General features: G+C 60.9%; 17 protein-coding genes and 1 tRNA gene. 14 read left to right on the forward strand and 4 right to left on the reverse strand.

The window, feature by feature from the left end:
• Positions 1–3: 3 nt before the first annotated feature.
• The 3 genes from DDF78_RS07375 to DDF78_RS07385 all read left to right on the forward strand — a co-directional run bounded on the left by DDF78_RS07375 (position 4) and on the right by DDF78_RS07385 (position 4,151).
• A complete protein-coding gene (locus tag DDF78_RS07375; RefSeq protein WP_152581255.1) occupies positions 4–1,398 on the forward strand; it encodes an amidase in 1,395 nt (464 codons plus the stop codon).
• A gap of 238 nt (positions 1,399–1,636) precedes the next feature.
• A complete protein-coding gene (locus DDF78_RS07380; protein WP_152587867.1) occupies positions 1,637–2,821 on the forward strand; it encodes a D-alanine--D-alanine ligase family protein in 1,185 nt (394 codons plus the stop codon).
• 241 nt (positions 2,822–3,062) lie between these two features.
• Positions 3,063–4,151, forward strand: a complete 1,089-nt coding sequence (locus DDF78_RS07385) for a CPBP family intramembrane glutamic endopeptidase (protein WP_152581257.1) — start codon at positions 3,063–3,065, stop codon at positions 4,149–4,151.
• A 548-nt stretch (positions 4,152–4,699) separates the two neighbouring features.
• Here DDF78_RS07385 and DDF78_RS07390 read toward each other — a convergent pair.
• Both DDF78_RS07390 and DDF78_RS07395 read right to left on the reverse strand, forming a co-directional pair.
• On the reverse strand, positions 4,700–5,473 hold the full coding sequence (locus DDF78_RS07390) for a mechanosensitive ion channel family protein (protein WP_152581258.1): 774 nt from the start codon (positions 5,471–5,473) through the stop codon (positions 4,700–4,702).
• A 153-nt stretch (positions 5,474–5,626) separates the two neighbouring features.
• Positions 5,627–6,880, reverse strand: coding sequence for a DUF2974 domain-containing protein (locus DDF78_RS07395; protein ID WP_152581259.1), 1,254 nt, complete (start codon positions 6,878–6,880; stop codon positions 5,627–5,629).
• A gap of 370 nt (positions 6,881–7,250) precedes the next feature.
• Here DDF78_RS07395 and DDF78_RS07400 point away from each other — a divergent pair, with 370 nt between their 5' ends.
• Positions 7,251–8,543 carry a lactonase family protein gene (locus DDF78_RS07400; protein ID WP_152581260.1) on the forward strand — a complete coding sequence of 431 codons (1,293 nt, stop codon included), beginning with the start codon at positions 7,251–7,253 and terminating at the stop codon, positions 8,541–8,543.
• A gap of 64 nt (positions 8,544–8,607) precedes the next feature.
• Here DDF78_RS07400 and DDF78_RS07405 read toward each other — a convergent pair whose 3' ends face one another.
• Positions 8,608–9,663, reverse strand: coding sequence for a PfkB family carbohydrate kinase (locus DDF78_RS07405; protein WP_152581261.1), 1,056 nt, complete (start codon positions 9,661–9,663; stop codon positions 8,608–8,610).
• Between the two features lie 259 nt (positions 9,664–9,922).
• On the opposite strand from DDF78_RS07405, the gene rpmB reads away from it, so the two are divergent.
• The 9 genes from rpmB (at position 9,923) to DDF78_RS07450 (ending at position 21,325) form a co-directional block, all read left to right on the forward strand.
• Complete coding sequence (gene rpmB, locus DDF78_RS07410) at positions 9,923–10,117, forward strand: 50S ribosomal protein L28 (RefSeq protein ID WP_152581262.1); 195 nt, start codon at positions 9,923–9,925, stop codon at positions 10,115–10,117.
• A gap of 300 nt (positions 10,118–10,417) precedes the next feature.
• Complete coding sequence (locus tag DDF78_RS07415) at positions 10,418–13,012, forward strand: ATP-dependent DNA helicase RecG (RefSeq protein WP_152581263.1); 2,595 nt, start codon at positions 10,418–10,420, stop codon at positions 13,010–13,012.
• An 84-nt stretch (positions 13,013–13,096) separates the two neighbouring features.
• Positions 13,097–14,035, forward strand: coding sequence for a uridine-preferring nucleoside hydrolase UriH (gene uriH, locus DDF78_RS07420; RefSeq protein WP_152581264.1), 939 nt, complete (start codon positions 13,097–13,099; stop codon positions 14,033–14,035).
• Between the two features lie 131 nt (positions 14,036–14,166).
• Entirely contained in the window at positions 14,167–15,561 is a 1,395-nt protein-coding gene (gene uriT / locus DDF78_RS07425) for a uridine transporter UriT (protein ID WP_152581309.1), read from the forward strand.
• Positions 15,562–15,626: 65 nt separating this feature from the next.
• A complete protein-coding gene (truA, locus tag DDF78_RS07430) occupies positions 15,627–16,532 on the forward strand; it encodes a tRNA pseudouridine(38-40) synthase TruA (protein WP_152581265.1) in 906 nt (301 codons plus the stop codon).
• 262 nt (positions 16,533–16,794) lie between these two features.
• Positions 16,795–18,981, forward strand: coding sequence for a circularly permuted type 2 ATP-grasp protein (locus tag DDF78_RS07435; protein ID WP_152581266.1), 2,187 nt, complete (start codon positions 16,795–16,797; stop codon positions 18,979–18,981).
• Positions 18,982–19,189: 208 nt separating this feature from the next.
• Entirely contained in the window at positions 19,190–19,984 is a 795-nt protein-coding gene (locus DDF78_RS07440; RefSeq protein WP_152581267.1) for a transglutaminase family protein, read from the forward strand.
• A 100-nt stretch (positions 19,985–20,084) separates the two neighbouring features.
• Positions 20,085–20,173 (forward strand) — tRNA-Ser (locus DDF78_RS07445).
• A gap of 267 nt (positions 20,174–20,440) precedes the next feature.
• On the forward strand, positions 20,441–21,325 hold the full coding sequence (locus DDF78_RS07450) for a KilA-N domain-containing protein (protein ID WP_202613237.1): 885 nt from the start codon (positions 20,441–20,443) through the stop codon (positions 21,323–21,325).
• A gap of 147 nt (positions 21,326–21,472) precedes the next feature.
• Here DDF78_RS07450 and DDF78_RS07455 read toward each other — a convergent pair whose 3' ends face one another.
• Complete coding sequence (locus DDF78_RS07455; RefSeq protein ID WP_152581269.1) at positions 21,473–22,414, reverse strand: hypothetical protein; 942 nt, start codon at positions 22,412–22,414, stop codon at positions 21,473–21,475.
• Between the two features lie 80 nt (positions 22,415–22,494).
• Between DDF78_RS07455 and nusA the strand changes: the two genes are divergently transcribed.
• The gene (gene nusA / locus DDF78_RS07460) at positions 22,495–23,724 is read left to right on the forward strand and encodes a transcription termination factor NusA (RefSeq protein ID WP_237564602.1); all 1,230 of its coding nucleotides are present in this window, start codon (positions 22,495–22,497) and stop codon (positions 23,722–23,724) included.
• The last annotated feature ends 249 nt before the right edge of the window (positions 23,725–23,973 follow it).

Consider the following 23,973-nt stretch of genomic DNA (forward strand, 5'->3'; position numbering starts at 1 on the left):
ACCGTGAACAATCTCTTATCGATGCCCGCCAGCGAACTGATTCAACGGCTTCGCAGCCATGAATGCAGCGCTACCGAAGTCGTTCAGGAATCATTGGATTCAATCCATCGGTTGGATCCGGCTCTCGGGGCTTTCATCAGCGTTGATAGTGCTGGGGCGATCAGCCGCGCGAAACAGCTTGACAGCCATACAGGGGAATGCGGCCCTCTCCATGGTCTGCCCGTTGCCATCAAAGACGTCACCGATGTCAAAGGCCTGACCACTACGTTCGGCTCCAGGCTTTCGGCAAAAGAATCTGCGCAGGCAGATGCCTTGTCCGTGTCTCGGTTGAAAGCCGCTGGCGCGATCATTGTCGGCAAAACCAACACGCCCGAATATGCATTCGGCGCGGTATGCACGAATCCTATCAGAGGGACGACGTGCAATCCGTGGAATACGGCGCTTACCTCTGCGGGGTCCAGCGGAGGCTCAGCTGTTGCGGTGACGAGCGGCATGGTGTCGCTGGCGCAGGGTACCGATTTGGGAGGAAGCGTCAGAACTCCGGCAGCGTTTACCGGCTGCGTCGGCTTTCGTCCTGCTCTGGGTCGCATACCAGAGCCGCAAAGTCTGCTGGGGTGGGAGAGAATCGCTACGCAGGGGGTGCTTGCACGTTCTATTGCTGATGCACGGTTGATGGCAAATGTTATGTCCGGGAGCGATGCTCGTGATCCCCTTGCCCCCAGCGATGATGAATATGCACGCCAATCTTTGCCGAAACGATTCCATGCAGCGGCGAGTCTCACTCTTGGCGATGAATATGCCGTTGATGATGAAGTGGCTCAGCGATTTTCCCGAGCAATAGATAAAGTCTCGGTTCTGATGGATATTGATGAGGATTATCCGTCGGTGGGCAATGCTTCGAGGGCTTTCTGCACGCTGAGCTATGCCCAGACGTGGTATGAGTTTCGGCATCTGATTGAAGCGCATCCTCAATTGGCCACGGAGCCATTCAAATGGAATATCGCGCAAGGCGAAGGTATCTCTCTTGAGTCCTACCTGAGTGCGCAAGAGGAACGCACACGCTTCTATCGAGAATTGCAGCGGTTCTTCGAACGGTATGACTTGCTTATGGTTCCCAGTGCAAGCGTGATGCCGTTCCCGAATGACAGCGGTGAAGTCACCACAGTTGGCGGACGGCCTACGCGCAGGATAACCGATTATCTGGAATGCACATATCTGTTCTCTCTTGCCGGGTTCCCCTCGATATCGCTTCCTGCGCCAAAAAATCCCGACGAGTTGCCATTTGGCATACAGCTTGTTGCCAAGCCATGTCATGAAGATCTCTTGTTCAGTGCTGGTGCATTGCTTGAAAGTGAGGCTGGCTTCGCCCATCAGTGGCCTCCGATGTGCCTGTCCTAAGTGATACTGCCGCTGCTATCATTGCGAAAACAACTAGAAACAAATGCGCTTCGAGGATGAGCTAAGCCTGTTTGAGATTTCGTGGAATGGCTTACTCACGGTCAAGTATGCTCAAGAAACCCCAAACGACTGTGGGCTGAGTATTCTGGCTGGCAGAGGCAAACGAAGCAAACGAGGCAAGGCCCTGCATGGGGAGGTTGGCTGCTGCGGCGGTCGGTACGGATTCGTGAGGATTGACATGGTCAGGAAACGCATAGTGGTGCTGTACGGCGGCAAGGCCGATGAGCACTCTATCTCGTGCATTTCGGCTGCTGGGGTGCTGGCCGCGATGGATGAAGAGCGTTTCGAGGCGGTTCCGATCGGCATCACAAAGCAAGGCGAATGGCTGACGGGCTGCACGGATCCGCGTGACTTTGATTTCAAAAAAACACCGCTTCCTGTCGTGAGTGCGGGGGAGGGCACAAGCCGTGTCGTGCTGGATATGGGTATGGGAGGCGACGGTTTCTTCGCGCGCAGTAGCCCGGACGACGGTGTGCAAGGGCAGAGTAGCGCGAATAAGCACAGTACGCTGACCTCGCTGGGCCATATCGATGCCGTGCTGCCGATATTGCACGGGCCGTATGGCGAGGATGGCACAGTGCAGGGCCTACTTGAGATGCTAGGGGTGCCGTATGTCGGCTGCGGCGTGTTCGCTTCCGCCGCGTGCATGGATAAGCATTTCACGAAAATCCTGCTCACTGACGCTGGCATACCGGTCGCGCCCGATGTCACTCTCGACACGCGCCCTTATACGACCGCCAGCTCCTTCGACTCGGCAGCTGGGGAGTTCATCGCCCAAGTGCGTACGGCCAAGCTGCGCTACCCGTTGTTCGTCAAGCCTTCGCGCGCTGGTTCGAGCTTCGGCGTGACTAAGGTGGAACGTGCGGGGGACGCCGCCGAACTGGCCACCGCAGTGCGCGAGGCATCCCGGCACGATTGGAAGGTGCTGGTAGAACAAGGCATCGATGGCCGCGAAATTGAGTGCGCGGTGCTTGCGTCGCGAATCAGCGAGGAGCCTCGGGCCAGCTGGCCGGGCGAGATCGTGCTGGACCGGCGCGAATCCGGCGACGTCCAGTTCTACGATTTTGACAGCAAATACATCGATTCTGGTGCCTCGCATGTGCAGGTGCCAGCCGATCTGCCCGCCGAAACGCTGCGACGCGTGCAGGAGATTGCCATCAAAGCATTCAAGGCGGTTGATGGCATTGGCATGAGCCGCGTGGACACCTTCGTGGGCGCGGATGGCAACATCGTCGTCAACGAAGTCAACACGATTCCCGGCTTCACGCCGATTTCGATGTATCCCAAGGCGTGGGAGGCGACCGGCGTCAACTATGGCAAACTTATTACGACGCTGATCGAGAGCGCGCTTGACCCCGCGTAGCCTTGGCCCAAGTTTCAGCCCAAGCTCATAAGCATCGGTCTCAGCCTCAGTCCCAGTCAGCAGGCAAACTGTGATTGTGACTATGCTCAGGCAAGCATAAACATAAACATAAAAGCAAACGCAGGGCCAATGCTTGGGCGCAAGCGCGAATGCAATGCACTAACGAACCGCAACAGATCGCGATGACGAGACGCCGCAACGAACCGCGAGAACGAGACGCAAGACCCAAGGAGAACGCATCATGAACCACAAGAGCCGCCCGGAGGATAAGAACCAGCCCGCGCATGCCTACGATCCCAGGCTCGGTTCGCCGTGGTGGAAGCATGCCCGCAGCCGGTTCTCGACGGTGGGAGTCGCGCTCAGCGTGATGCTGGTCGTATGGTTCGCGTTGAGTCTTGCGGTTTCCTTGAGCCTCAAGTTCGCGCTGCCCGCGCTGGACATCGATGCGAAGCACATTCCTACTTGGGTGAACCTGCTGGCCTCCAACGGGCCGCTGTACGTGATTGCGATGCCCATTGCCGTGACTATACTCCGCAAGGTTCCGAAATTGCCGACAAGGCGCTTCTCTCTGGATGGCAAGCAGTTTTTCGCGCTGCTGATCATGTGCGTGCCGATCATGTACGCTGGCAGCCTCGTCGGCATAGTGCTTTCGTCCCTGCTGTCAGGCGGCACTGCGGTCAGCAACGTCAGCCAGCTCGCCTCCTCGCTCGACCCGCTAATGGCGTTCGTGTTCATGGTGCTCATTGCGCCGGTGTTCGAGGAATGGATATTTCGCAAGCAGATCATCGACCGGCTGCGGCGCTACGGCGAGAAGACGGCCATCGTGATTTCGGCGCTCGCCTTCGCCCTTTTCCACGGAAACCTGTTCCAGTTCTTCTACGCATTTGGCATCGGGCTCGTGTTCGCCTACGTCTACATGCGCACCTCGCGCCTGCGCTATTCGATTGCGATGCATATGATCATCAACTGCAACGGCGGCGTGGTGGCACCGTGGATCATGCGCCAGTTCGACCCTAAGGCGCTCGAATCGCTGCAATCGGCGGGTGCACAGATGCAGAGCCAGTCGGAATCACTCAAGCAGCTGGAATCCATCAACCAGGGGTCCATCGCCGGTCTCGCCGGGGTCACGTTGTATGGGCTGGCGCTGCTGGCATTGGTCGTGGCGGGCATCGTCCTGCTGATCGTGTGGCGCAAGCGCTTCGAGTTCTACATCACTCCCGAAGAACTGCTGCCTGGAACCCGCCTGCGCACCGTGGCCAACCCCGGCATGATTGCCTACGGCGTGCTGTGCGTGGCGCTGATGGTCGGGGAGCTGTTCCTCCACGGGTGATAAATAACAGGATCTTGGCCCGGCAGCATGAGGACACAGTTACTGTGCGAATTAATTAAGCACTTTTGGCGGAATCGTGCCGGCAAACACGCTATGGTGGCTCCAAGATTGAACTCAGAAACGTTGATATTCCGCCAAAGTAGCGAACGCCGAAATTGGCGGCTACTTTGCGAAGTGCCTAATAGACGAAAAAAGTGCTTAATAAATGCTTGCAACCACATTTTTCCCTCGCAACGCGCAATCGCTAGTCACAGGCGACGCATAGCCACAGACAGCTACAGGCGGCATCTATTAAGCACTTTTTTCGTCTATTAGGCACACGCGAAAGTATGAGCTCGTCAGACGGCACATGAGATCCTTGCAATTCCGCCGTTCCTTGACGGCGGACAGTACGCTTCAAGGTGCTGCGCAGACGCTTCCTGACTGAAATGTGCTTAATAGATGACGAGGGTGGACGAAAGATCACAGCAGATAAGGGGCATGCAATAGGAGGGGAAGCATGACAGACCAGAATCGGAGCGCAGAGAGGACGCGGCTACTGCCCTGTTTTACTGACCGATGGCGGCACGCTGTTCGATGAATTCGGCGTCGGCCAGGGCACGCACGGCCTTGTCGCGCACAGTGCTGAGCAGCACGCCGGGCTTGGCGAAAAGTAGCACCTGCCCCTCGACTCCGTAGGGGGTGAATCCAGTGAAGTTCACCACCGCTGAAGTGTCAGGGCTTGTGGCGTCCGCTGTCGCGCGTTCGACCGAGGCGGCGATGCGCCTGCTGATATCGCTCAGGTCACTTCCCGCTTTGGCGGTGAAGGGGATGGTCACGCGGCTTTCGGCCGCCGGCGTGATGCGTTCGAGCAGAGAGGTGTTGAGCACGGAGTTGGGGATGATCAGATCGTTGCCGCCGCGCTCTTCCACAACGGTCTGGCGCCAGGTGATGTCCTTGATCGTGCCGGTCACGCCGGAAACGGTGACGATGTCGCCGGGGGTGACGACCTTGCCGAGCATCAGCCCGAAACCGCCGACCACGTTGGCAATCGTATCCTTGAGACCGAGCGACAGCGCGAGGCCGCCGACGCCGAGCGCCGTGATGAGCGTCGTCGGATTGATACCGAACACAGGTCGCAGCACGATGGTGGCAGCGAACAGCCAAATCATCAGGCGCGTCAGATTGATGAAGATCGAGGCGTTAGGCACGTTCGAGCGTTCCAGGAACTTACGCAGCAGCCGACTGGTGACTTTCGCCAGGATCAGCGCGGCTACCAGCACAATCGCGAGCAGCACGATTCTGTCCGCGTGCGCCGACAGCCAGTTCAGCATCGTTTCCATAGCGTCCTTTCCTCGTGGTTCCTCGCCTGAAAGGCTGGAATTACTCATAGCGTCGGCTTCGTCCTGCCGGATGCGCGAAGCCGCTGTGCGCCGAGCGTCTGTTTGCTACCGTCGAGCATATCCGAAGGGGGCATCGAGCGCCGGCAATCCGTGCTACGCATCGCTTCCGTTCCCGCGCTGGGCGCGCCAACGATAGCTCCATGTCGATCTGATGAGCAGATTCGCGGCGAACAGGATGTTGCGCCGGTCCTCGTCCGAAAGTCCGGCGAATGATCCGATCATCTCGGGCAAGGCCTTGGGCAAGGAGCCCAGCACGCCGGAAAAATGGTCGGTGCCGCTTGCGGCGAGAATCGAGAACAAGGCGTCGACGGCGCGTTGGCGTTGCTCGTGCGACAAACTGCCCAGCCACTCGTTCAGCGATGTGTTGAAATACTGCGAGCTGGGCGCGATGGCGGGAAGCACTTCGAAGGCACCGCCCTGCACCTGCCAGGAGAACGCCATATGCTGCATGATGCCCTTCTGGTCGGAACGCACCACGACGCAGGGCTCCGGGGTTTCCAGAATCATACCGACTATGGATGAATCGGGCACGATTTTCTCGACTTTCGGCACGACTGCCTGGTAGCGCGGGCTGGTCACCACCTCGGATGGGAAACCGGGGCCGTCAAGCGAGAAGACACGCACGATCCGCTGCTGGATGTCGTCGGCGGCATTCATGGCGGCGTGAACGGCGAGATTGCCGCCCTTCGAGTGCCCGAGTAGCATTATCGGCCCATTCCACACCCGTGCGACCGCCTGCAGATAGTCGCTGGCGGCTTCCTGCGCAGGCACCGGGTATTGGAAGGCCATGTTGAAGTCCTCCTTCCATCCTACGAAGGAGTCATCGGTGCCTTGGAACGCGATGGCCAGCGTGCCATCGGGGAGCTGCATCGTCTCGGCGGCGAACTGCGTCTGGCGCTGTGCGCTGAAACGCTGATTATAGGCTGAGATCCGTATTCCGGCGAAGCGCGGGGAGCTCGCTGCCGCCGCATACAATTCGTTGGTCAGCTGCGGGTCGGCGAATCCGGCGACATCGATCTGAGCGGGTTGATCAGGCTGATTAGGCTGATTGGAGTCGGCAGGTTCTGTGCGGCACTCCACGAGACAGGCGTTCACTTCAGCAAGCGTGGGACCTTCGAAGGGGGCCTTGCGTAGCGTTCGCAGCGAAGCGATTGGATGCCGCAGGTCGAACAGCCGCGCGCGGACGGCAAGCGTACCGTATTTCGCCGTGATGTCGCTGAGTCGGGGCACTTCGTCGGGCACATCGCAATATGCGAGGGAAGCCAGCACCAGCGCGTCGACCGCGTTGAAAGGGTGCTCGGAGAGGTCGCGCGTCTCTTCGCGCGTGTAGTCGTTGATGTTGCCCATGACAGCCTCCTGCATTATCTGTGATGATAATCGCTGCACATAACCGTGTGCGTGCGAATTCGGTACGGTAGCCGCGACGGCATATGCAGAGACGCAACGATAAAGGCGGTGCATACGATGCGCAGGGCGGCGTTATTGCTGTCGGCGGAATCGAGGGCGGCGGCATCGAGAGTGGCGGCATCGAAAACGGCATAGTGAGGTGGTGGCGTGGTTGGTTAGCAGAACGGTGGCGCGACAGTGCAGTGAAGTGACGCGACAGCGCGAAACCACAAAGAATTGCGATAGTTTGTTGCTCGCAATGCTGTGGAACCACTCGTGTCGGCAGGCGAGTGAAATCGCTCTGTTCACTGCGCAGGCATACGATGAACGCATGGATATTCTTGTCGGCGGGTTCGGCCCGCTCAATGGCCAGACGTGCAAAGGCATCGAGCGTTTCGCGCTCACGGTTGATGCGCACAACGCTTCCTCCGCAGCTAAATGCGAAGATGAGGCTGAAGTCGAGCGTGAGACCGAGGGCGGGAACGGCTGCAACGACAGTAACACTATCCGCGTGCTTCGGCGTGATGTACTGGCCGATCTGCCGTCGCCCACATGGCTCGAACGCGATGGGGACATGCTGTACGCGGTGCTGGAAAACACCGGCGAGATCACCTCGCTGCGCATCGAGTGCGATGATGATGGGCTTCGGCTGCGGGAGCTGTCCCGAGTGCCGGTGCAAGGCGATGGGCCGACTCATGCCGCAATAGCCGTGGACGATGAAGGCCAGCGGCATCTTGTCGTTGCGGATTACGGCGATGGGAGCATTGCCGTGCATCCGATTGGCGACGATGGTGGCGCGATGCACGGAACGCAACTACTGCGCGGCGAGGGACATGGCCCATTGCCGGCGCAGGCCGGGCCGCACGCCCATTGGGTGCTGCCGCTGCCGGATGGGCGCGTGCTCACCACCGACTTGGGAGCTGATCGAATCTACGTGCACCAGTGGGATCATGGCGCGCTGCGTCGCATCGGCGCGGTGATGCTTGCTCCTGGCACCGGGCTGCGCGATATGCACCTCATGCCCACGAATGATGGCGGCTGGTGCGTCGCAGTGGTCGGCGAATGGGGCGATTCGGTCACGCTGCTGGCGTGCGATGACGTTTCGAAAGGCTCCGCTGAACACGGGCATGAGGGTGGACATGAACATGAGCGTGATACGGGCGGCGACGGCATCCGCGTCGTGCAGACCGTCGATCTTGGCGGCGACCCGGGCGATCAGGCCGCATCACTGGCTTATGTGTCATCGGCTGCCGTGCTCGCTGCTCGCCCTGATGGCTCTGCACGCGCTGCTCATTCCGCCGGTTCCGCTCGCCCGGGAGAGAGTACGCCAACCGCTGCGGGCTTCGCCTACATCGGCCTGCGTGGATCGGAGCGCATCATCACGCTGGCTTGGGATGGCGAGCGATTCGCACGCCTTGCCGAGCCGGAAACGCCCGGCTGGCGCGGCCGCGGCATACTATGCGGCGGCAAGCGGCCACGGCAGCTCGTGGCCTTTGATACGCTGCTGTTCGCAGCCGACGAGACCTCGAATAACATCGCCGTATTCGAGCTTCTTGCGACCGGCGAGCCGTGCGAACGCGCCCATTTCGACGCTGATTCGCCCACGGTGATAGTGCGGGTGTGACAACGCGCGGGCCGGGACTCTTCGGGCCAGGCTGATTGGTCTACGTGGCCTGGTTGCGTGCCCGTTATTCGCCCTTACCTTGCCCATGCCCTTCGGCCAGCGCCAGCGCGTCCTGACGGTCAGGGCAGTCGGGCACGCCGGCGATATTGCGTTCGATAGCGAGCGAAGCGGCAGCGTTGGCGATATGCACGGCGTCGAGCATCGACCAGCCTTGGGCGAGCATGGCGCAGAAGGCTCCGGTGTGGCAGGCACCGGCCGAGCGGGTATGTACCGACTTGACCGGGAATCCCGGCACATGCGTCACAGCGCCTCCCGGCTCGCGTACCCAGGCGCCGTGCGAGCCGGCACGCAATATCAAGGGCGCTCGCAGGGTTTCGCCGAGCGAGCCGCACAGATCTTCCATCGCTTCGTCGAAAGCGCCTCCGACCGTGAACTTCTTGGCGTCGCTGAGCGGCACGCCGAGCCGTTCAGCCAAGGTGTGCGCCTCCTGCCGGTTGCATGACCAGATCGGGCGGGCCAGCACCACATTTTCCAACAGCTGCTCGCTGACCAGCTCCAAGGCGTTCGTGGGATTGATCACCAGCGTATAGGGACGATCGTCGGGGTCGAGCGCCGTGCGTGCAAAGAACGCTTCGATGCCGGATGACGAATGATCCATCAGCGTGTTGCCGCTGATATGCACCACATCGCCGACTCGTGGCTCGATGGCATCGAAGGTGCTGACGTCACCCTGCGATTCCGCGCCGTACGTCGCGATGAAGGTCTTGTGCTCGCCGTCGTTGAGCACCAGTCTGAACCCGGTATCCGAGTCCAGCCGATCCTGCCCGATATGATCGATCCCGTTGTGCGCCAGGGCCTCGCGCACGGCGGTGCCCCACATGCCGTTGCCGATGATGCCCGCATGCTTGGCAGGGGAGCCCATGCGGCTTGCGGCCTGCAACACGCGGAAGCTGCCGCCGATGGTCGCGTTGACCGCCTGCGAGACGGAGAATCCTCCGGAAGGCGGCATCTCGTTGACATCCATCATGACATCGACCCATACTTGGCCGAGCGACAGCACCGAAGCGGCCTGCGGGCGGGTCGGCCTCGTGAACGCGTGTGGCATGAATTCGTGCAGCATTGCAACCTCCTTCGGCATGACGGTCATACTCGTATATCGAATATGGCCTTACCTGCGGTTTTTTCCTTTATATCCTGAGCATATGAAGGTAAGCTGAACGCTCGGCAGGCTTTGGCGATACGCGGACGGCAAGGCTGCCGAATTTGCGTTATGTCCGCCTTGGCTGTATAGTTGTGTGATTGTGCGTTCAACAGCATGCGTGTATGCGTATGATTGCTGATCGCCAAGACTTGCAAGTCAAAGAATTAGGGAGTCCATTATGGCAGCTCGTTGCGCAGTGTGCGGCAAGGGACCGCAAACCGGTTACACCGTTTCACACTCACATATCCGCAATAAGCGCACCTTCCGCCCGAACCTGCAGCCAGTCCGTACCACGGTTGACGGCGAGAACGTCCGCGTTCGCGTCTGCGCCAAGTGCATTAAGGCCGGCAAGGTTCAGCGCGTGGCCGCGTGAGTCGCGAGCAATTGCGATTCAAACCCCGGAGGCGTCAAGCCCCCGGGGTTTTGTGTATTCCAAGCTACTTACCTGCTAGAGAATCGGGGACTCTGTCTCGTTTGTGACAATTACCGGTGGTAAATGTCATGCATGAGACAGAGTCCAGCATGCTCTGTCTTGTTTCTGCCATTACGGCCGATTTACTGTCGCAAACGAGACAGAGTTGTCGATTCGCCAGTGAACGACCTCAAGGACACGAAGGCTGTACGACTAGCGCATAGCTGCAAGCTGTCGGGCTAATTGACAACAATGGGAAATATGAGCGTTTCACTGAGTACCCCGATTTCGTCATTGATGATGAACAAGCGGCGGGTCAGCGCGCTCAAATCCTTGGGGCTCATAACGGTCGGCGACGCACTGACCTATTATCCCTTCCGTGTGACCGAGCCGGTCGCGCTTAGGGCGTTGCGTGAGGCTCACGCAGGGCAGCCGATGGCCTTTGCCGCTCAGGTGCGGCAGGTGCGCGTAGTGCCGATGAATGCCCGGCGCGGGTTTCGGCTTGAGGTGATGGTCGATGACGCGGATTTCGCGCGGACCAGAAACGTCAACGACACCATAGCCCGGCTTGTGTTCTTCTCGGGCAAACGGCAGTACATCGACTGGCTCAGCGCGCGAATGCATTCCGGCGCGGATGTCGTCGTCGCGGGGGAGCCTACGGAATTCAATGGGCAGTTGCAATTCACTCATCCTGAGGTGCTGACGGTCGATCCCGATTCGCGTGATTCTGAGGAGTCTGGCAGTGTCAGACCGGGCGACGAGGCGCAGTCGCGCGGCGGAGCGGCGATGAGGCGCATATACGATGCCGACTCCGAGGAAGAGGCTTTGCGGCGAGTGTGCCGACCCCGGCCCGTGTACCACGCCACTTCGCGCATTTCCAGCGAGCATATCCACGAGGCGATCCTGGGATTCCTCGATCTGCTGCGCGACAGCAGCGCTGGAACTGACGGTGATGCGGAGAATGAGGAGACGCGAACTGGTGTCGTCGGAGTTGATGCTGCGTCAACCGATACTTCACGACCCGCTGACGCTGTCCCTGCCGGTTCTGCTGACGCTATTACTGCTGCCGACGCCGCCGCTGACGCCTCCGGAACTTCACCCGACATAGCCGCCCTGCGCCAGGCCGTCCCCGATATCGTGCCCGAATCGATTCGTGACGTGCACGCGCTCATGCATCGGGCGCAGGCCTTCCTCGCTATCCACGACCCGCAGTCGACCAAGGAATTCCATCAGGCCATCGCCACGCTGCGCTATGAGGAGGCGCTGGTCTCCCAGACCGCCGTGCTGCAATCGCGCCAGCACGCCCGCCAAACACAGGCCCATGCGTGCGTGGACGGTTCGCTGCGGGACATGTTCATCGCCTCTCTGCCATTCAAGCTGACCGGCGGCCAGCGCGAGGTCATTGACGATATCGCCGCCGACATGGCGCAGAGCTATCCCATGCAGCGGCTGCTCCAAGGAGAGGTCGGGTCGGGCAAAACCGTGGTGGCGGTTGCCGCGATGCTGCAGGCCGTGGGCGCGGGGTATCAGGCCGTGCTGGTGGCGCCCACGCAGGTGCTTGCCGAGCAGCATTACCAGACCATATCGGCGATGGTCAACGGCGACTCGATGCAGGTGGCGGTGACGCTGCTCACCGGCGGCATGCGGCTGGCTGCCCGCCGCAAAGCCTTGGCGCAGGCCGCAAGCGGCGAGCCGGGCATCATCATCGCCACGCATGCCGCGTTCTCCTCGACCTTCCAGGCGCCCAATCTCGCGCTCGTGGTCATCGATGAGCAGCACCGCTTCGGCGTCGAACAGCGCGAATCGCTGCGGGCTCGTGGAGAGCTGACCCCGCATCTGCTCGTGATGACCGCGACGCCCATCCCGCGCACCGCCGCGATGACATGGTTCGGCGATCTGGACATCTCATGGCTCACCGAACTGCCCGGAGGCCGCAAGCCGATCAGAACGGTTGTCGTGCCGGAGGCCGATGCGCGGACGATGGCAGCCATGTTCGCGCACATCCGCAAACGTCTCGATGCGGGGGAGCGGGCCTACGTGGTCTGCCCGCGAATCGATATGGACGAAGATGCAGACGGCGCGGGTGATGCCGGCGAAGACGGCTTCGAAGCCTTCGATGACGGATCGGATGATGAACGGGCGCAGGCTGCTGCGAGCAGGCAGTCAGGCAGGCGCGGGCAAGGTGCCAGCCAAGCGAACGGCAGCGGTTCAGATGGTTCGGAACCAATGGCTGAGCCCAAGCCGCCCTTGCATGCGGTTGCCGAAATCGTGCAGCGGCTGCAATCGCTGCCCCAATTCGAAGGCGTTGCCTTCGCAACGCTGACCGGCCGCGACGATGACGCGACCAAGGCGCAGGTCATGGCCGACTTCTCCTCTGGCAAGACGCTCGTGCTCGTGGCTACCACGGTGATCGAGGTCGGCGTGGATGTCCCGCAGGCCAGCTGCATCGTGATATTCGACGCCGACCGCTACGGGCTGTCCCAATTGCACCAGCTGCGTGGCAGAGTCGGGCGCGGCGGCACCGATTCATGGGCGTTCCTCGTCTCGCGCGCCGAGCCGGACAGCATCGCGGCCCAGCGGCTCGAAGTCATTCATCACTCGCTTGACGGTGCGGAGATTGCTCAAGCCGACCTCGAATTGCGTGGTGCTGGCGATGTGCTTGGCGATACCCAGTCAGGCGTCAAATCCGGGCTCAAGCTCTTGCGCGTGGTCAAGGACGTCACGATCATCGCTAAGGCCCGCGCCGATGCCGATGCACTGCTCGATGCCGATCCTGATTTGAGCCACGCGGTGCAGTTGGCCGGTGCGGTGCTCGACTTCACGCGCGGCGGCGAGTCGCAGATTGTCAGCAGCTGACCATCGCCGGATACCTTAGACGTTTCGTATGGGAGAGGCTAAGGTGGTTGGTGGAAAAACGGGCCAACGAATTAAGGAGCGAACATGCAGCATATTATTCTCGACTGCGATCCGGGGCATGACGATGCGATGGCGATTCTGCTCGCCGTGGGCAACCCGGGCATCGATCTGATCGGCGTCACCACTGTTGGCGGCAACCAAAGTCTCGACAAGGTCACCTACAACGCGCGATCCGTGCTGGAAATGGCCCATGCGACCGATATCCCAGTGCACGCCGGAAGCGACAGGCCGCTTATCCGCCCGCTTGAGGTCGCTGCCTCGATTCACGGCGAGACGGGGCTGGATGGCGTGACGCTGCCCAAGCCGACACGCCCGCTCGAACAGGGCCACGCGGCCAACTGGATCATCGACACCATCATGGGCAGCGAGCCCGGCACCATCACCCTGGTTCCCACCGGCCCGCTGACCAACATCGCCCTGGCCGCGCGTCTGGAACCGCGCATCGTGGAGCGCGTCAAGGAGGTCGTGCTCATGGGCGGTGGCGTGCACGTGGGCAATTGGAGCGCGGTGGCCGAATTCAACATCAAAACCGACCCTGAAGCCGCGCGGGTGGTGTTCCGCGAGGCATGGCCGCTGACGATGGTCGGCCTCGACCTGACTCATCAGGCGCTGTGCACGCCGCAGGTGCAGTCGCGCATCGACGCAATCGGCACCGATCTGTCGGCCTTCGCCAGCGGTCTGATGGACTTCTTCCGCAAGTCCTACCAGAACAATCAGGACTTCATCGACCCGCCGGTGCACGACCCCTGCACGGTCGCCTACCTGATCGACCCTTCGGTGATGACCACCCGCCGCTGCCCGCTCGACGTCGAAATCGCCGACGGGCCGACCCTAGGCATGACCGTCGCCGATCTGCGCGGGCCGGAGCCGTCTGCCAAGGACTGCCATACGCAGGTCGCGCTCAAGCTCGATTTCGACAAGTTCTGGAACCTGATCATCGACGCCATCACGCGCATCGGCTAGCAGCACAGCAACCAGCAGTACAGTAATCATGCAACACAGCAATAGGGAGTAGGGAAATACCGATGTCTCAACAGATGACGTCCCCGTCCGGCGGGCAAACCGGCAACGGCAACAACGGCAATAACGGTGCGATGCTCGACCAAGGCGGCCGCTCCATCGTGGCACTGATGACCGCGCTCATGGTCGCAATCTTCGCATTCCAGCTCAACGCTTCGATGCTCTCGCCGGCGCTGGCGACCATGGAGCGCGAGCTCAACACGACCTCCGACCAGATTGGCCTGACGCAGACGGTGTTCTTCACCGCCGCCGCGCTGTTCTCGCTGTTCCTGCCGCGCCTGGCCGATCTGGTCGGCCGCAAGAAGGTGCTGCTGGGCATCCTCATCGCCACGACGCTCGGCTGCGTCGTCTCCGCGCTCGCCCCTAACGTCACGGTGCTCATGCTCGGCAGAATCCTGCAGGGTGCGGCCGGCCCGGTCGTGCCGATGTGCCTCATCATGCTGCATGTGCGCGTCACCGAGGAGAAACGCTACGCCAAGCTCATGTCGATTCTGACTTCCGTCAACGGCGGCATCGCCGGCATTGATGCAATTCTCGGCGGCTGGCTCGCAGGCAACTTCGGCTTCCGCTCTGTGTTCTGGACCATGGCCGTCATCGGGCTTGTCGCCATCGTGCTCGTCGGCGTCGCCACCGAGGAATCGACGGCGCAGGACACGCCGCGCATGGACTGGCTCGGCGTGGTGTGCCTCGGCATCGCCTTCCTCGCGGCCTATCTGGCCATCAACGAGATTCAAAAGCTTGGGGCGGCGAACTGGCTTGTCGTGATTATCGAAATCATCGTCGCAGCCGTGTTCTTCGTGGTCTTCTGGCAGGTCGAGAGCCGGTCCAAGGCGCCGATGGTCTCTACGGTCTACTTGAAGCAGCGCCGCACCTGGGGGCTGCTGTCCACGACGCTGCTGACCATGACCGGCGTGTTCGCCATCATGAACGGCGTGATACCTGCCATCGCGCAGGATACGAAGCTGTGGTCCGGCATGGGCGCTGATGTGGTGTCCTTCGTCACGCTCACCCCGTATGCGATCGTCGGCCTGCTCTTCGGCATTGCCGCAGGGCAGCTCGCCAGCCGCTTCGGCTACCTGAAAGTGCTGCGCGTGGGACTGGTCGTGAGCCTACTCGGCGCGCTCTTCGGCATCGTCGTGGCGCATGACCCTTCCGTGTGGATTCTGGTCGCCATCTCGGTGCTGCTGGGACTGAGCTACGCCGGCACGGCGAACATCATGCTCAACGGCCTGGGCATCGTGCTCTCGCCGAAGGACAACACCGGCTATCTGCCCGGCATGAACGCCGGCGCGTTCAACCTCGGCGCTGGCCTGAGCTTCGCGATACTCTACGCCTTTATGACCTCGCTGAGCGCCTCGCACGGCTCGGTGGCCGGCTACAGTGCGGCGATGATTGCGGGCGCGGTGCTGCTGGTGGCCGCATTCGGCTGCTCCTACCTGATTCCCCAGCCCGAAGACGAACGGGAATAGAACAGGAATAGAACAGTGCGACGCGGCGGCAGAACAGCACGGTCGCACGTTTTATACTGATGCTGATGAGACTGCGAATTGATCTGGCCTATGACGGCGGCGACTTCCACGGATGGGCGAAGCAGCCCGGTCTGCGCACGGTGCAGGGCGAGATGGAGACGGCGCTGCATCGCATTCTGAGTGTGCTGGATGACGACGCGGGGGATCCGCTGCGCCTCGTCGTGGCCGGGCGCACTGATACGGGCGTGCATGCGAGCCATCAGGTGTGCCATCTCGATGTGCAGGCCGAAACGCTCGCCGGCTGCATCGGCCATATGGACACGCCGGCCATCGAAGCGCTTATGCGCCGATTGCGGCATTTCCTGCCGGACGACATCACAATCCACGCCATCAGCGAAGCGCCCGAGGGCTTCGACGCACGCTTCTCCGCGCTGGAACGCACGTATGTCTTCCGCATCGCCGATGGCGCTTATGCGCCCGATCCCCGGCTGCGCGGCTTCGTGCTGTCGATGGACGGCGAGCTCGACACTGACGCGATGAATCAGGCTTCGGCGATGATGCTCGGCCTGCACGACTTCGGCTCCTTCGCCACGCCGAACCCCGGTGGCACCACCATACGAGAAGTCAAGACGGCATGCTGGCGTCGCGTCATCACTCGCCCGCTGACCGATGAAGAGGCACGGGGGCATTATTGCACGCCTACTATCGAATCCGGGCTGGTGTGCTTCACCATCGTCGCTGACGCCTTCGCACACAACATGGTGCGCTCCCTGGCCGGCGCATGCGTGCAGGTCGGACTGGGCAAGCGCTCGCTGGACTGGTTCGCCGGCAAGATGGCGCAGCCGGTGCGCGAGGGCTCCACAGGCCCTATTGCACCGCACGGCCTGACGCTTGAGCACATCGCCTACCCACCAGACGAGGAGCTGGGCGCGCGGGCCGAGCGCATCCGAGCCAGACGCACGCTGCCATGACGGAGCGGCGTGTGTGCGGCTATGTCTGTCTGCGGCCGGCTATGTCTGTCTATTCTGTCTGCAGCTGCCTGCGTTTGTCTATGCCTGTCTGCGTTCGCCAATCCGCGCTTGTTCACGCCTCGTGACATGTTCGTAACATAGCCACGCGCCGATGGTAATGCGCGGTGGTTAGCGTTGCCAAGGAAATCGCAAGGAAGCATGCTCGCGGGCACGTCGCGGCATCGCGTTGTGACCATTGCAGTGATTCGCGGAGGAGTTTCGAATGGCAGTAAATTCAGTGCATCAACTGACGGGGGAGCTGGTCGATCGCAGGGAGGGGATCAATCGCGAACTCAGCCGCAACGGAGTGCGCTTCGGAGTCTACAAGGACGGCGAGTACCGCGATCGGCTCTTCCCCTACGATCCGATTCCGCGCATCATCGAATCCGACGAGTTCGACCGGCTTGAGGCCGGCCTCAAGCAGCGTGTCAATGCGCTCAACGCCTACCTCAAGGACATCTATGGCGACAAGCGCATCATCGCCGACAACGTGATTCCCGGCGAATACGTCTACACTTCCGCAGGCTACTTCCCGCAGGTCAATGGCGTGACGCCTCCCGGGGGCATCTTCGCGCATATCGCCGGCGAGGACCTGGTGCAGGGCGAGGACGGCCGCTGGTGGGTGCTCGAAGACAATCTGCGCATCCCCTCGGGCGCCAGCTACCCGCTGTTCGCCAGGGATGTCGAGCGCCGGACCAACCCCAAGCTCTTCCGCCAGCTGCATGTGCGCGACAATCGCGACTACCCGCGGCTGCTGCGCAAGGCCATGGACTTCGTTTCGACCGACGGCATCGCGGTGGTCTTCACGCCGGGCCGTTACAACTCCGCGTTCTTCGAACATGCCTATCTAGCCGAGAAAACCGGTGCGGTGCTTGCCTTCCCCGAGGATCTGGAAGTGCTCGACAACCGGTTGTATCTCTTGGACTATGCCGGCCGCCGCCACCGCGTGGGCGTCATGTACCGCAGGATGTCGGACGAATTCCTCGACCCCTTCGCCTTCAACCCCGATTCCGTCATCGGCGTGCCGGGACTGCTCTCCGTGTATCGCTCGGGCAATGTGGCCATCGTCAACGCGCCGGGCAACGGCGCGGCCGACGACAAGGCGATCTACTACTTTGTGCCCCGTATGATTCGCTATTATCTCAACGAAGAGCCCATCCTGAACAATGCGCCGACCTATATGCCGATGTTCGAGCAGGATCGCCGCGAGGTGATCGACCGGCTCGGCGAGCTGGTGATCAAGGACGTGAGCGAGGCCGGCGGCTACGGCGTGGTCTTCGGCTCGAGCCTTGACAAGGCGCAGCGCCAGGAGTTGACCGAGCGCATCACGAGCGAGCCCCGCCGTTTCATCGCGCAGGAGGTCATCCAGTTCAAGGACATCAATGTGATCGACCCGGTCACCGGCGAGGAGACGCCGCGCAAATGCGATCTGCGCGCCTTCGTGGTGACCGGCCAGAACACGCATGTGTGGTATTCGGGCCTGACCCGCTACTCCTCGAAGCCCGGAGAGATGATCGTCAACTCCTCGCAGGGCGGCGGCTTCAAGGACACTTGGGTGCTGGCGCCCGACAAGCCGAAGAACAGCCAGCAGCAGGGCGGCGTATCCGCAGCGGATGCGGCCAGCCTCATCGCCGACCCGCAGCCGCACACGCTCTCGCTGGTCACCGTCTCGAAGGCCGACAACCTATACTGGCTTGGGCGCTATACGGAACGTGCCTTCACCACGCTCGCGCGCTTCTTCCCCTTCTACGACCGCGTGATGGACACCGATGTGGACGCCTTCCGCCCCTTCGCCGAGGCGCTCGATCTGCCGCAGGACTTCGGCGATTTCGACGACTTCATCCATTCCTTCCTCTACGACGGTCAGGACCCGAATTCGGTGCGCAGCGCCGTCGTGCGCGCCTTCGACAACGCCGTGATTCTGCGCCCGGAACTCAGCTCGGGTCTCCTGCAGTACATCGAGCTTGCAGTGAGCAATATCACCGCTGCGGCGACGCGCTTCGCCAGCGCGGAGGACATCTACAAGCAGCGCGACATCGAAGACAACATGCTTGCCTTCTGGGGCGGCGTCGAGGATTCCGGCATGGATACGACGCTGAAGGCGTCCATCTTCATCGGCAAGTACATCGAACGCATCGACTTGTACACGCGCCTCCACCTGGCGCCTGAAGAGCTGAGCGCGCCGCTGACGAAGCTGGAAACCTACGCGCATACGCTCGATGGCCTGCCGCTGCCGCAATGCTTCGCCATCGGCGTCGGCTGGCTTTCCGAGCAGCTGCCTGCACGCGGATACGCCCAGCTGGCTGAGCGGCTCAACGAGTTCCGGAGCGACTTCGACAGCAGGTCGGTGCTGGTGCAGTCCGAGGACGGCACGCTCAGCGCCATGAACATGGACGCCCGTCGTCCGTGAGCTATGTCGTCTGTGAGTTAGCAGGCCGTGAGCTACGCCGTCTGTGAAGCTACACGGCCCGTGTTTCGGCGGTTCCGTCTCGGTGCAGACAGCGAGTCGGGATCGCCGAAACGGAATCGCCGAGACAGGAATTGCCCAGCGCGTAGTCGCATCTGCTAAGGTGGGATGAGCGTTCGCAGCATATGTCGAATTCGAGGAGCCGAGATCAATGAAGAAACTGGTGTTTGATTACGAGATGAAGCTGTCGTTCAGCTCTCCCGTCACCGACCACCGTTTCCAGTTGCGCTGCGTTCCCGCCTCCGGCCCCCGCCAGCAGGTGGTGGATGTCGAGGTTGAGATAGAGCCCAAGGCCGAGTTGGAGACCACGGTCGATGCTTTCGATTCCGTGGTGAAGACCGGATACATCCGGCAGGCGCATTCGAATTTCAATTATTCCGTCAAGGGCATCGCATTCGTCGATACCGAAAACACCAAGCCGGAAAAGTACAAGCCGCTCTATCGCTTTGACTCCGCGTTGACCGTGCCCGGCTCCTCGATTGCGGCCATGATTGCGGCCTGCCGTGCCAAACTGGCTGATCTGCAGCCCGACGCAACTGAGGTCGAACAGGGCCAAGTGGTGATGGACGAGGTGTTCCGCGCATTTACGTACACGCCAGGAGCCACAACGATCCGCACCACGGCGGAGCAGGCGCTCACCCAGGGTACGGGCGTATGCCAAGACTATGCGCATGTCATGCTCGCCGTATGCCGGCATCTCGGCCTGACCGCGCGCTATATCGCCGGTCTGCTCGGGGGCGAGGGCGCGACCCACGCATGGATTGAGGTATACCACGACGGCCGCTGGATCGGACTGGACCCGACGCATAACCGCATGGTGGACGACAACTACATCACCATCGCGCACGGTCGCGATTACCGCGACTGCATGCTCGACATCGGCATCTTCTCCGGCGACAACGTACGCCAGAGCCAGTGGGTCAACGCTTCGGTGCACGAGCAGTAGGTAGTGGACTGTAGCGAACGGTAGGTTGGGAGTGCGACACAGGCTCGACTTGCGCGATTCGCCCTTCGTCGTATAATAAACAAGTTGCCTTGTGCAATGTGGATGAGTGTCCGAGCGGTCGAAGGAGCACGCCTCGAAAGCGTGTGAGGGCGAACCCCTCCGCGAGTTCGAATCTCGCCTCATCCGCCAAGTCCCCCGGTTTCCACCCCGGGGGACTTCTTACTTTCCAACGCTTCCCGCCTGCGAGTAGGCGTCACGGGGCATGTAGTCTACAACCCATATGAGTGTCTGCGAGTGTCGCGAAGTGCTGTAGTGTGTAAGGCACAGGTACTTTTGTGTGTGTTGAGGTGTTGTCTGCGATGGTGCGGAGAACACACTAGGAACGCACCACACTGATCAGAGGGAGACACAATATGGGCCCGGCGATGATAAACGACGGGGAAAGGGGAAGCGATCATGCCGCCTAAGGAGATTCAGGAGACGCTCGATATCAAAGGGCTTGAGGTGACGGTCCGCTCGACCGGCGATGGGAACGATTACATTTCGCTCACCGACCTAGCGAGGGCCAAAAGCGAAGACCCGGCGGATGCGATCAAGAATTGGATGAGGAACCGTAACACCATAGAATTTCTGGGAATCTGGGAGCAGCTGAATAACCCGGACTTTAAACCCGTCGAATTCGACGGGTTTAAAAAACAAGCGGGCTTGAACTCCTTTATCATGACCCCGACTAAATGGATCACTGCCACAGGCGCAATCGGAATCAAAACCAAACGTGGAAGATACAACGGTGGAACCTTCGCCCATGTAGACATCGCCATGGATTTCGCCTCTTGGATCAGTCCCGAGTTCCGTCTCTATGTCTTCCAAGAGTACAAGCGGCTGAAAACGGACGAATCGAGCCGCCTCAATATCGAATGGTCCAACAAACGCATGTTTGCTTCCTTGAACTACCGAATCCAGACGGACGCGATCAAGGATACGATGCCGGAGCATATGAAAGGCAGCAGATTCGAAGGCATCAGGTACGCGGATGAGGCAGACCTGCTCAACCTCATCGTCTTCGGTGTGACTGCTCGGGAATGGAAAGCCGAGCATCCAGAACATGGCTCTGACAATGTCCGGGATTTCGCCACTGTGATGCAGAATCTGATTCTCTCCAATCTAGAGGCAAGGAACGCAGAGCTTCTTCGGGACCATGTGGACAAAGACAAGCGTTTCGAGATTCTTAACAATGTCGCGATACAGCAGAAGAGGAGCTTGGAGCGCCATTCGGGAATGAAGAAGCTCGAAGAGGAGGATAAGAGAAAAGCTCTTGGCGGTCAGACTGCGGAGTCGTAGCTGATTGACTTTGAAACATTGGTCTCGCACTTGGGTGCGCGTGGCCACGCTGCCTATAGAGCATGGTGTGCTGGACGCATGCGACATTTTTCGCTGCGGAGTGCGACAAGGGCCGCTGATGTATCGCTACAACTATGGATTTCAGCGCTATACGAACAGCGCGGCATCGTAGGATGGGTAGCCGAAGTCGAAGGCCTGCTCCATGCGCGACGCGGCTAGGAGCGAGAGTGCTCGCAGACCGTCTATTGACGCTGAATCGTCGGCTGGCGAGGATGCGCTGCTGCGCTGGGATTGTTGCGTATGCTGTGAGTCTTGGGTGATCTGTGTGCCCTGAGTGCCCTGCGAATCTTGGCCTTCCACGCCTGTAATCTCCTCGCGGGCGCAATTGATTTCGACTGCGGCCATCGTCGGCACGCGCAGGCCGGTGGCCGCATCGATGATCGTATCCTGATTGGCGAGCAGCTGCTTGACGGAGTAGACCTTCTGCCGAGGATCCTTGATATTTCCTGCTGCTGAGGCGAGCGAAAACAGCTGCGAAGCCGTGGCCTTGTGGTCGTCGCTAAGTGTCAGCGTGGCGTTCGACACTCCGCGCGCGGCGAGCACCTCGGCTGCGAAGCCGGCCCGGTCCTCGGCCAGAACAGCCGCCAAAAGCACGTTGGTATCGGCGTGCAGCTGCGTGCGGCCATCGAGCCCGCCGCGATGCGTCGCCGCAGCAGGCTCGCTATACGTTCCGCCCACGGAGGGTGCCAGCACATGCGCGAGATGCTGCGCCTGCGCCGCATGTATCGTGCCTTGCGCAAAACGTTGCGGGCATGCCGCAGCCACTTCGGTCCACTGGCTGCCTGCCGTCGTAGCCGCAAGAAAACGCATCAGGCGAGGATTATGGCCGGCCACCACGTTTTGCTCCTCGATGGCGGATAGATACGCCCGACTGCACGGATTCGTAGCCCTGCTCGCCTCGACCCGCGTTTCCAGCTGTGGAGCCGCGCATCCCGTAGCTGACAGCAGCAGACACCCCGCCAGCGCACCGCCGATGGCGTGGATCAGGTGTCGTTCGCTGTGCATGAAGTGGGTGGTGCGTGTCTGCATAGACCATTAGAGTAATGAAGGATTATGACCAAGTGGGGCACAAGCGCTCGGCTAAATAACTTCATAGGAGGTCTTGCACCATGCAATTGGACCTGACGGGTATTCACCAACTGGCTGATGGACAGGGAATAGATGCCGAAACGGTGGACGCCGCGCTTGCCGAAGCGCTGCGTCTCGCCTATCTCAAAACACCAAAATCCGCGAAACATGCTCGCGTCGAGCTTGATGATCGCGCAGGAACCTTTACGGTGTGGGCGCGCGACGAAACCGAGGTCGCGCCTACTGAAGAGAATCCTCACCCGGAGCCTGAGATCGGTGAGGAATATGACGACACGCCCAAGGGATTCGGGCGACTGGCGGCGGCCACGGCGCGTCAGGTCATCAGTCAGCTGTTCCGCAGCGCCGAGGACGAGAAGATCTTCGGCTCCTTCTACGGTCAGCGCGGCAAGCTGATCACCGGAGTCGTGCAGCAGGACGTCAAGGATCCGGCCAATGTGCATGTCGCCGTAGGCGAGGTGGAGGCCATCCTGCCCAAGCGCGAGCAGGTGCCGGGCGAGCGCTACCATCACGGTGAGCGCATTCGCGTCTACGTCGTCAATGTGGCGCGCGGGCTCAAGGGCTCGGAGATCATCGTCTCCCGCTCCCACCCCGAGCTGGTGCGGCGGCTCTTCGAGCGCGAGGTTCCGGAGCTGGTCTCCGGTGCCGTGTCGATTATGGCCATTGCGCGCGAGGCTGGTGCTCGCACGAAGATCGCCGTGCATGCGAACACGGAGGGCGTCAATCCCAAGGGAGCGTTCATCGGACCGGGAGGCGCCCGCGTGCGCGCGGTGATGGAGAACCTGGGGCCGGAGAAAATCGACATCGTCGACTGGTCCAAGGATCCCGCGCAGTTCGTTGCCTCGGCGCTTTCGCCGGCGGTGGCGACCGGTGTGCAGGTCGTCAGTGAGAAGAACAAGACGGCCATCGCTTATATTCATGACGATCAACTTTCGCTGGCCATCGGCAAGGAGGGGCAGAACGCCCGCCTCGCCGCCAAGCTCACCGGCTGGAAGATCGGCATCGAATCCAGCGAGGCGCACGCTGCCAAGGAAGCCGCCGATCGCAAGGCCGCTGAGCAGGCCGAGCGCAATGAGACTGAGCACAGCGATGTTGAGAGCAGCGAAACCGAGCATGGTGATGCTGTGCGCAATGGCAATGAACCGCAAGCCACTGATCAGAAAGGCACTGCGCAACAGACCACCGATCAGAAAAGCACCGATCAAAAAGGTGCCGATCAGAACGAGACTGAGCAGCAGGCCGACAAGGCGTGAGTGACGTGCCGGCAGGCGCGTCGGAGAATCGCAACGTTGTTTGTTCAACGATGTCTGCTCAACGCATGCAACGCACGGTCATCACGCCGGCAACACATGCCGTATTCTGCATCGATAGACGCAATCCAGCGTTTCGAGTATGCTGAATGCGGTAATTCGCGAGCGTATGCACACCGCATGCGCTTCGTGGCATGGAGACGAGGTAACACAATCATGGTCGCACGATGAAACAGAGTAGGCTCGCCGTCA

It is taken from the genome of Bifidobacterium tibiigranuli, from assembly GCF_009371885.1.
Classification (GTDB): domain Bacteria; phylum Actinomycetota; class Actinomycetes; order Actinomycetales; family Bifidobacteriaceae; genus Bifidobacterium; species Bifidobacterium tibiigranuli.

Excerpts from the sequence above, each read along its gene's own strand:
- DDF78_RS07380 (WP_152587867.1), top strand. The coding sequence starts at position 1,637 with ATGGTCAGGAAACGCATAGTGGTGCTGTACGGCGGCAAGGCCGATGAG.
- DDF78_RS07385 (WP_152581257.1), top strand. The coding sequence starts at position 3,063 with ATGAACCACAAGAGCCGCCCGGAGGATAAGAACCAGCCCGCGCATGCC.
- DDF78_RS07390 (WP_152581258.1), bottom strand. The coding sequence starts at position 5,473 with ATGGAAACGATGCTGAACTGGCTGTCGGCGCACGCGGACAGAATCGTG.
- DDF78_RS07395 (WP_152581259.1), bottom strand. The coding sequence starts at position 6,880 with ATGGGCAACATCAACGACTACACGCGCGAAGAGACGCGCGACCTCTCC.
- DDF78_RS07400 (WP_152581260.1), top strand. The coding sequence starts at position 7,251 with ATGGATATTCTTGTCGGCGGGTTCGGCCCGCTCAATGGCCAGACGTGC.
- DDF78_RS07405 (WP_152581261.1), bottom strand. The coding sequence starts at position 9,663 with ATGCTGCACGAATTCATGCCACACGCGTTCACGAGGCCGACCCGCCCG.
- rpmB (WP_152581262.1), top strand. The coding sequence starts at position 9,923 with ATGGCAGCTCGTTGCGCAGTGTGCGGCAAGGGACCGCAAACCGGTTAC.
- DDF78_RS07415 (WP_152581263.1), top strand. The coding sequence starts at position 10,418 with ATGAGCGTTTCACTGAGTACCCCGATTTCGTCATTGATGATGAACAAG.
- uriH (WP_152581264.1), top strand. The coding sequence starts at position 13,097 with ATGCAGCATATTATTCTCGACTGCGATCCGGGGCATGACGATGCGATG.
- uriT (WP_152581309.1), top strand. The coding sequence starts at position 14,167 with ATGCTCGACCAAGGCGGCCGCTCCATCGTGGCACTGATGACCGCGCTC.
- truA (WP_152581265.1), top strand. The coding sequence starts at position 15,627 with ATGAGACTGCGAATTGATCTGGCCTATGACGGCGGCGACTTCCACGGA.
- DDF78_RS07435 (WP_152581266.1), top strand. The coding sequence starts at position 16,795 with ATGGCAGTAAATTCAGTGCATCAACTGACGGGGGAGCTGGTCGATCGC.
- DDF78_RS07440 (WP_152581267.1), top strand. The coding sequence starts at position 19,190 with ATGAAGAAACTGGTGTTTGATTACGAGATGAAGCTGTCGTTCAGCTCT.
- DDF78_RS07450 (WP_202613237.1), top strand. The coding sequence starts at position 20,441 with ATGCCGCCTAAGGAGATTCAGGAGACGCTCGATATCAAAGGGCTTGAG.
- DDF78_RS07455 (WP_152581269.1), bottom strand. The coding sequence starts at position 22,414 with ATGCAGACACGCACCACCCACTTCATGCACAGCGAACGACACCTGATC.
- nusA (WP_237564602.1), top strand. The coding sequence starts at position 22,495 with ATGCAATTGGACCTGACGGGTATTCACCAACTGGCTGATGGACAGGGA.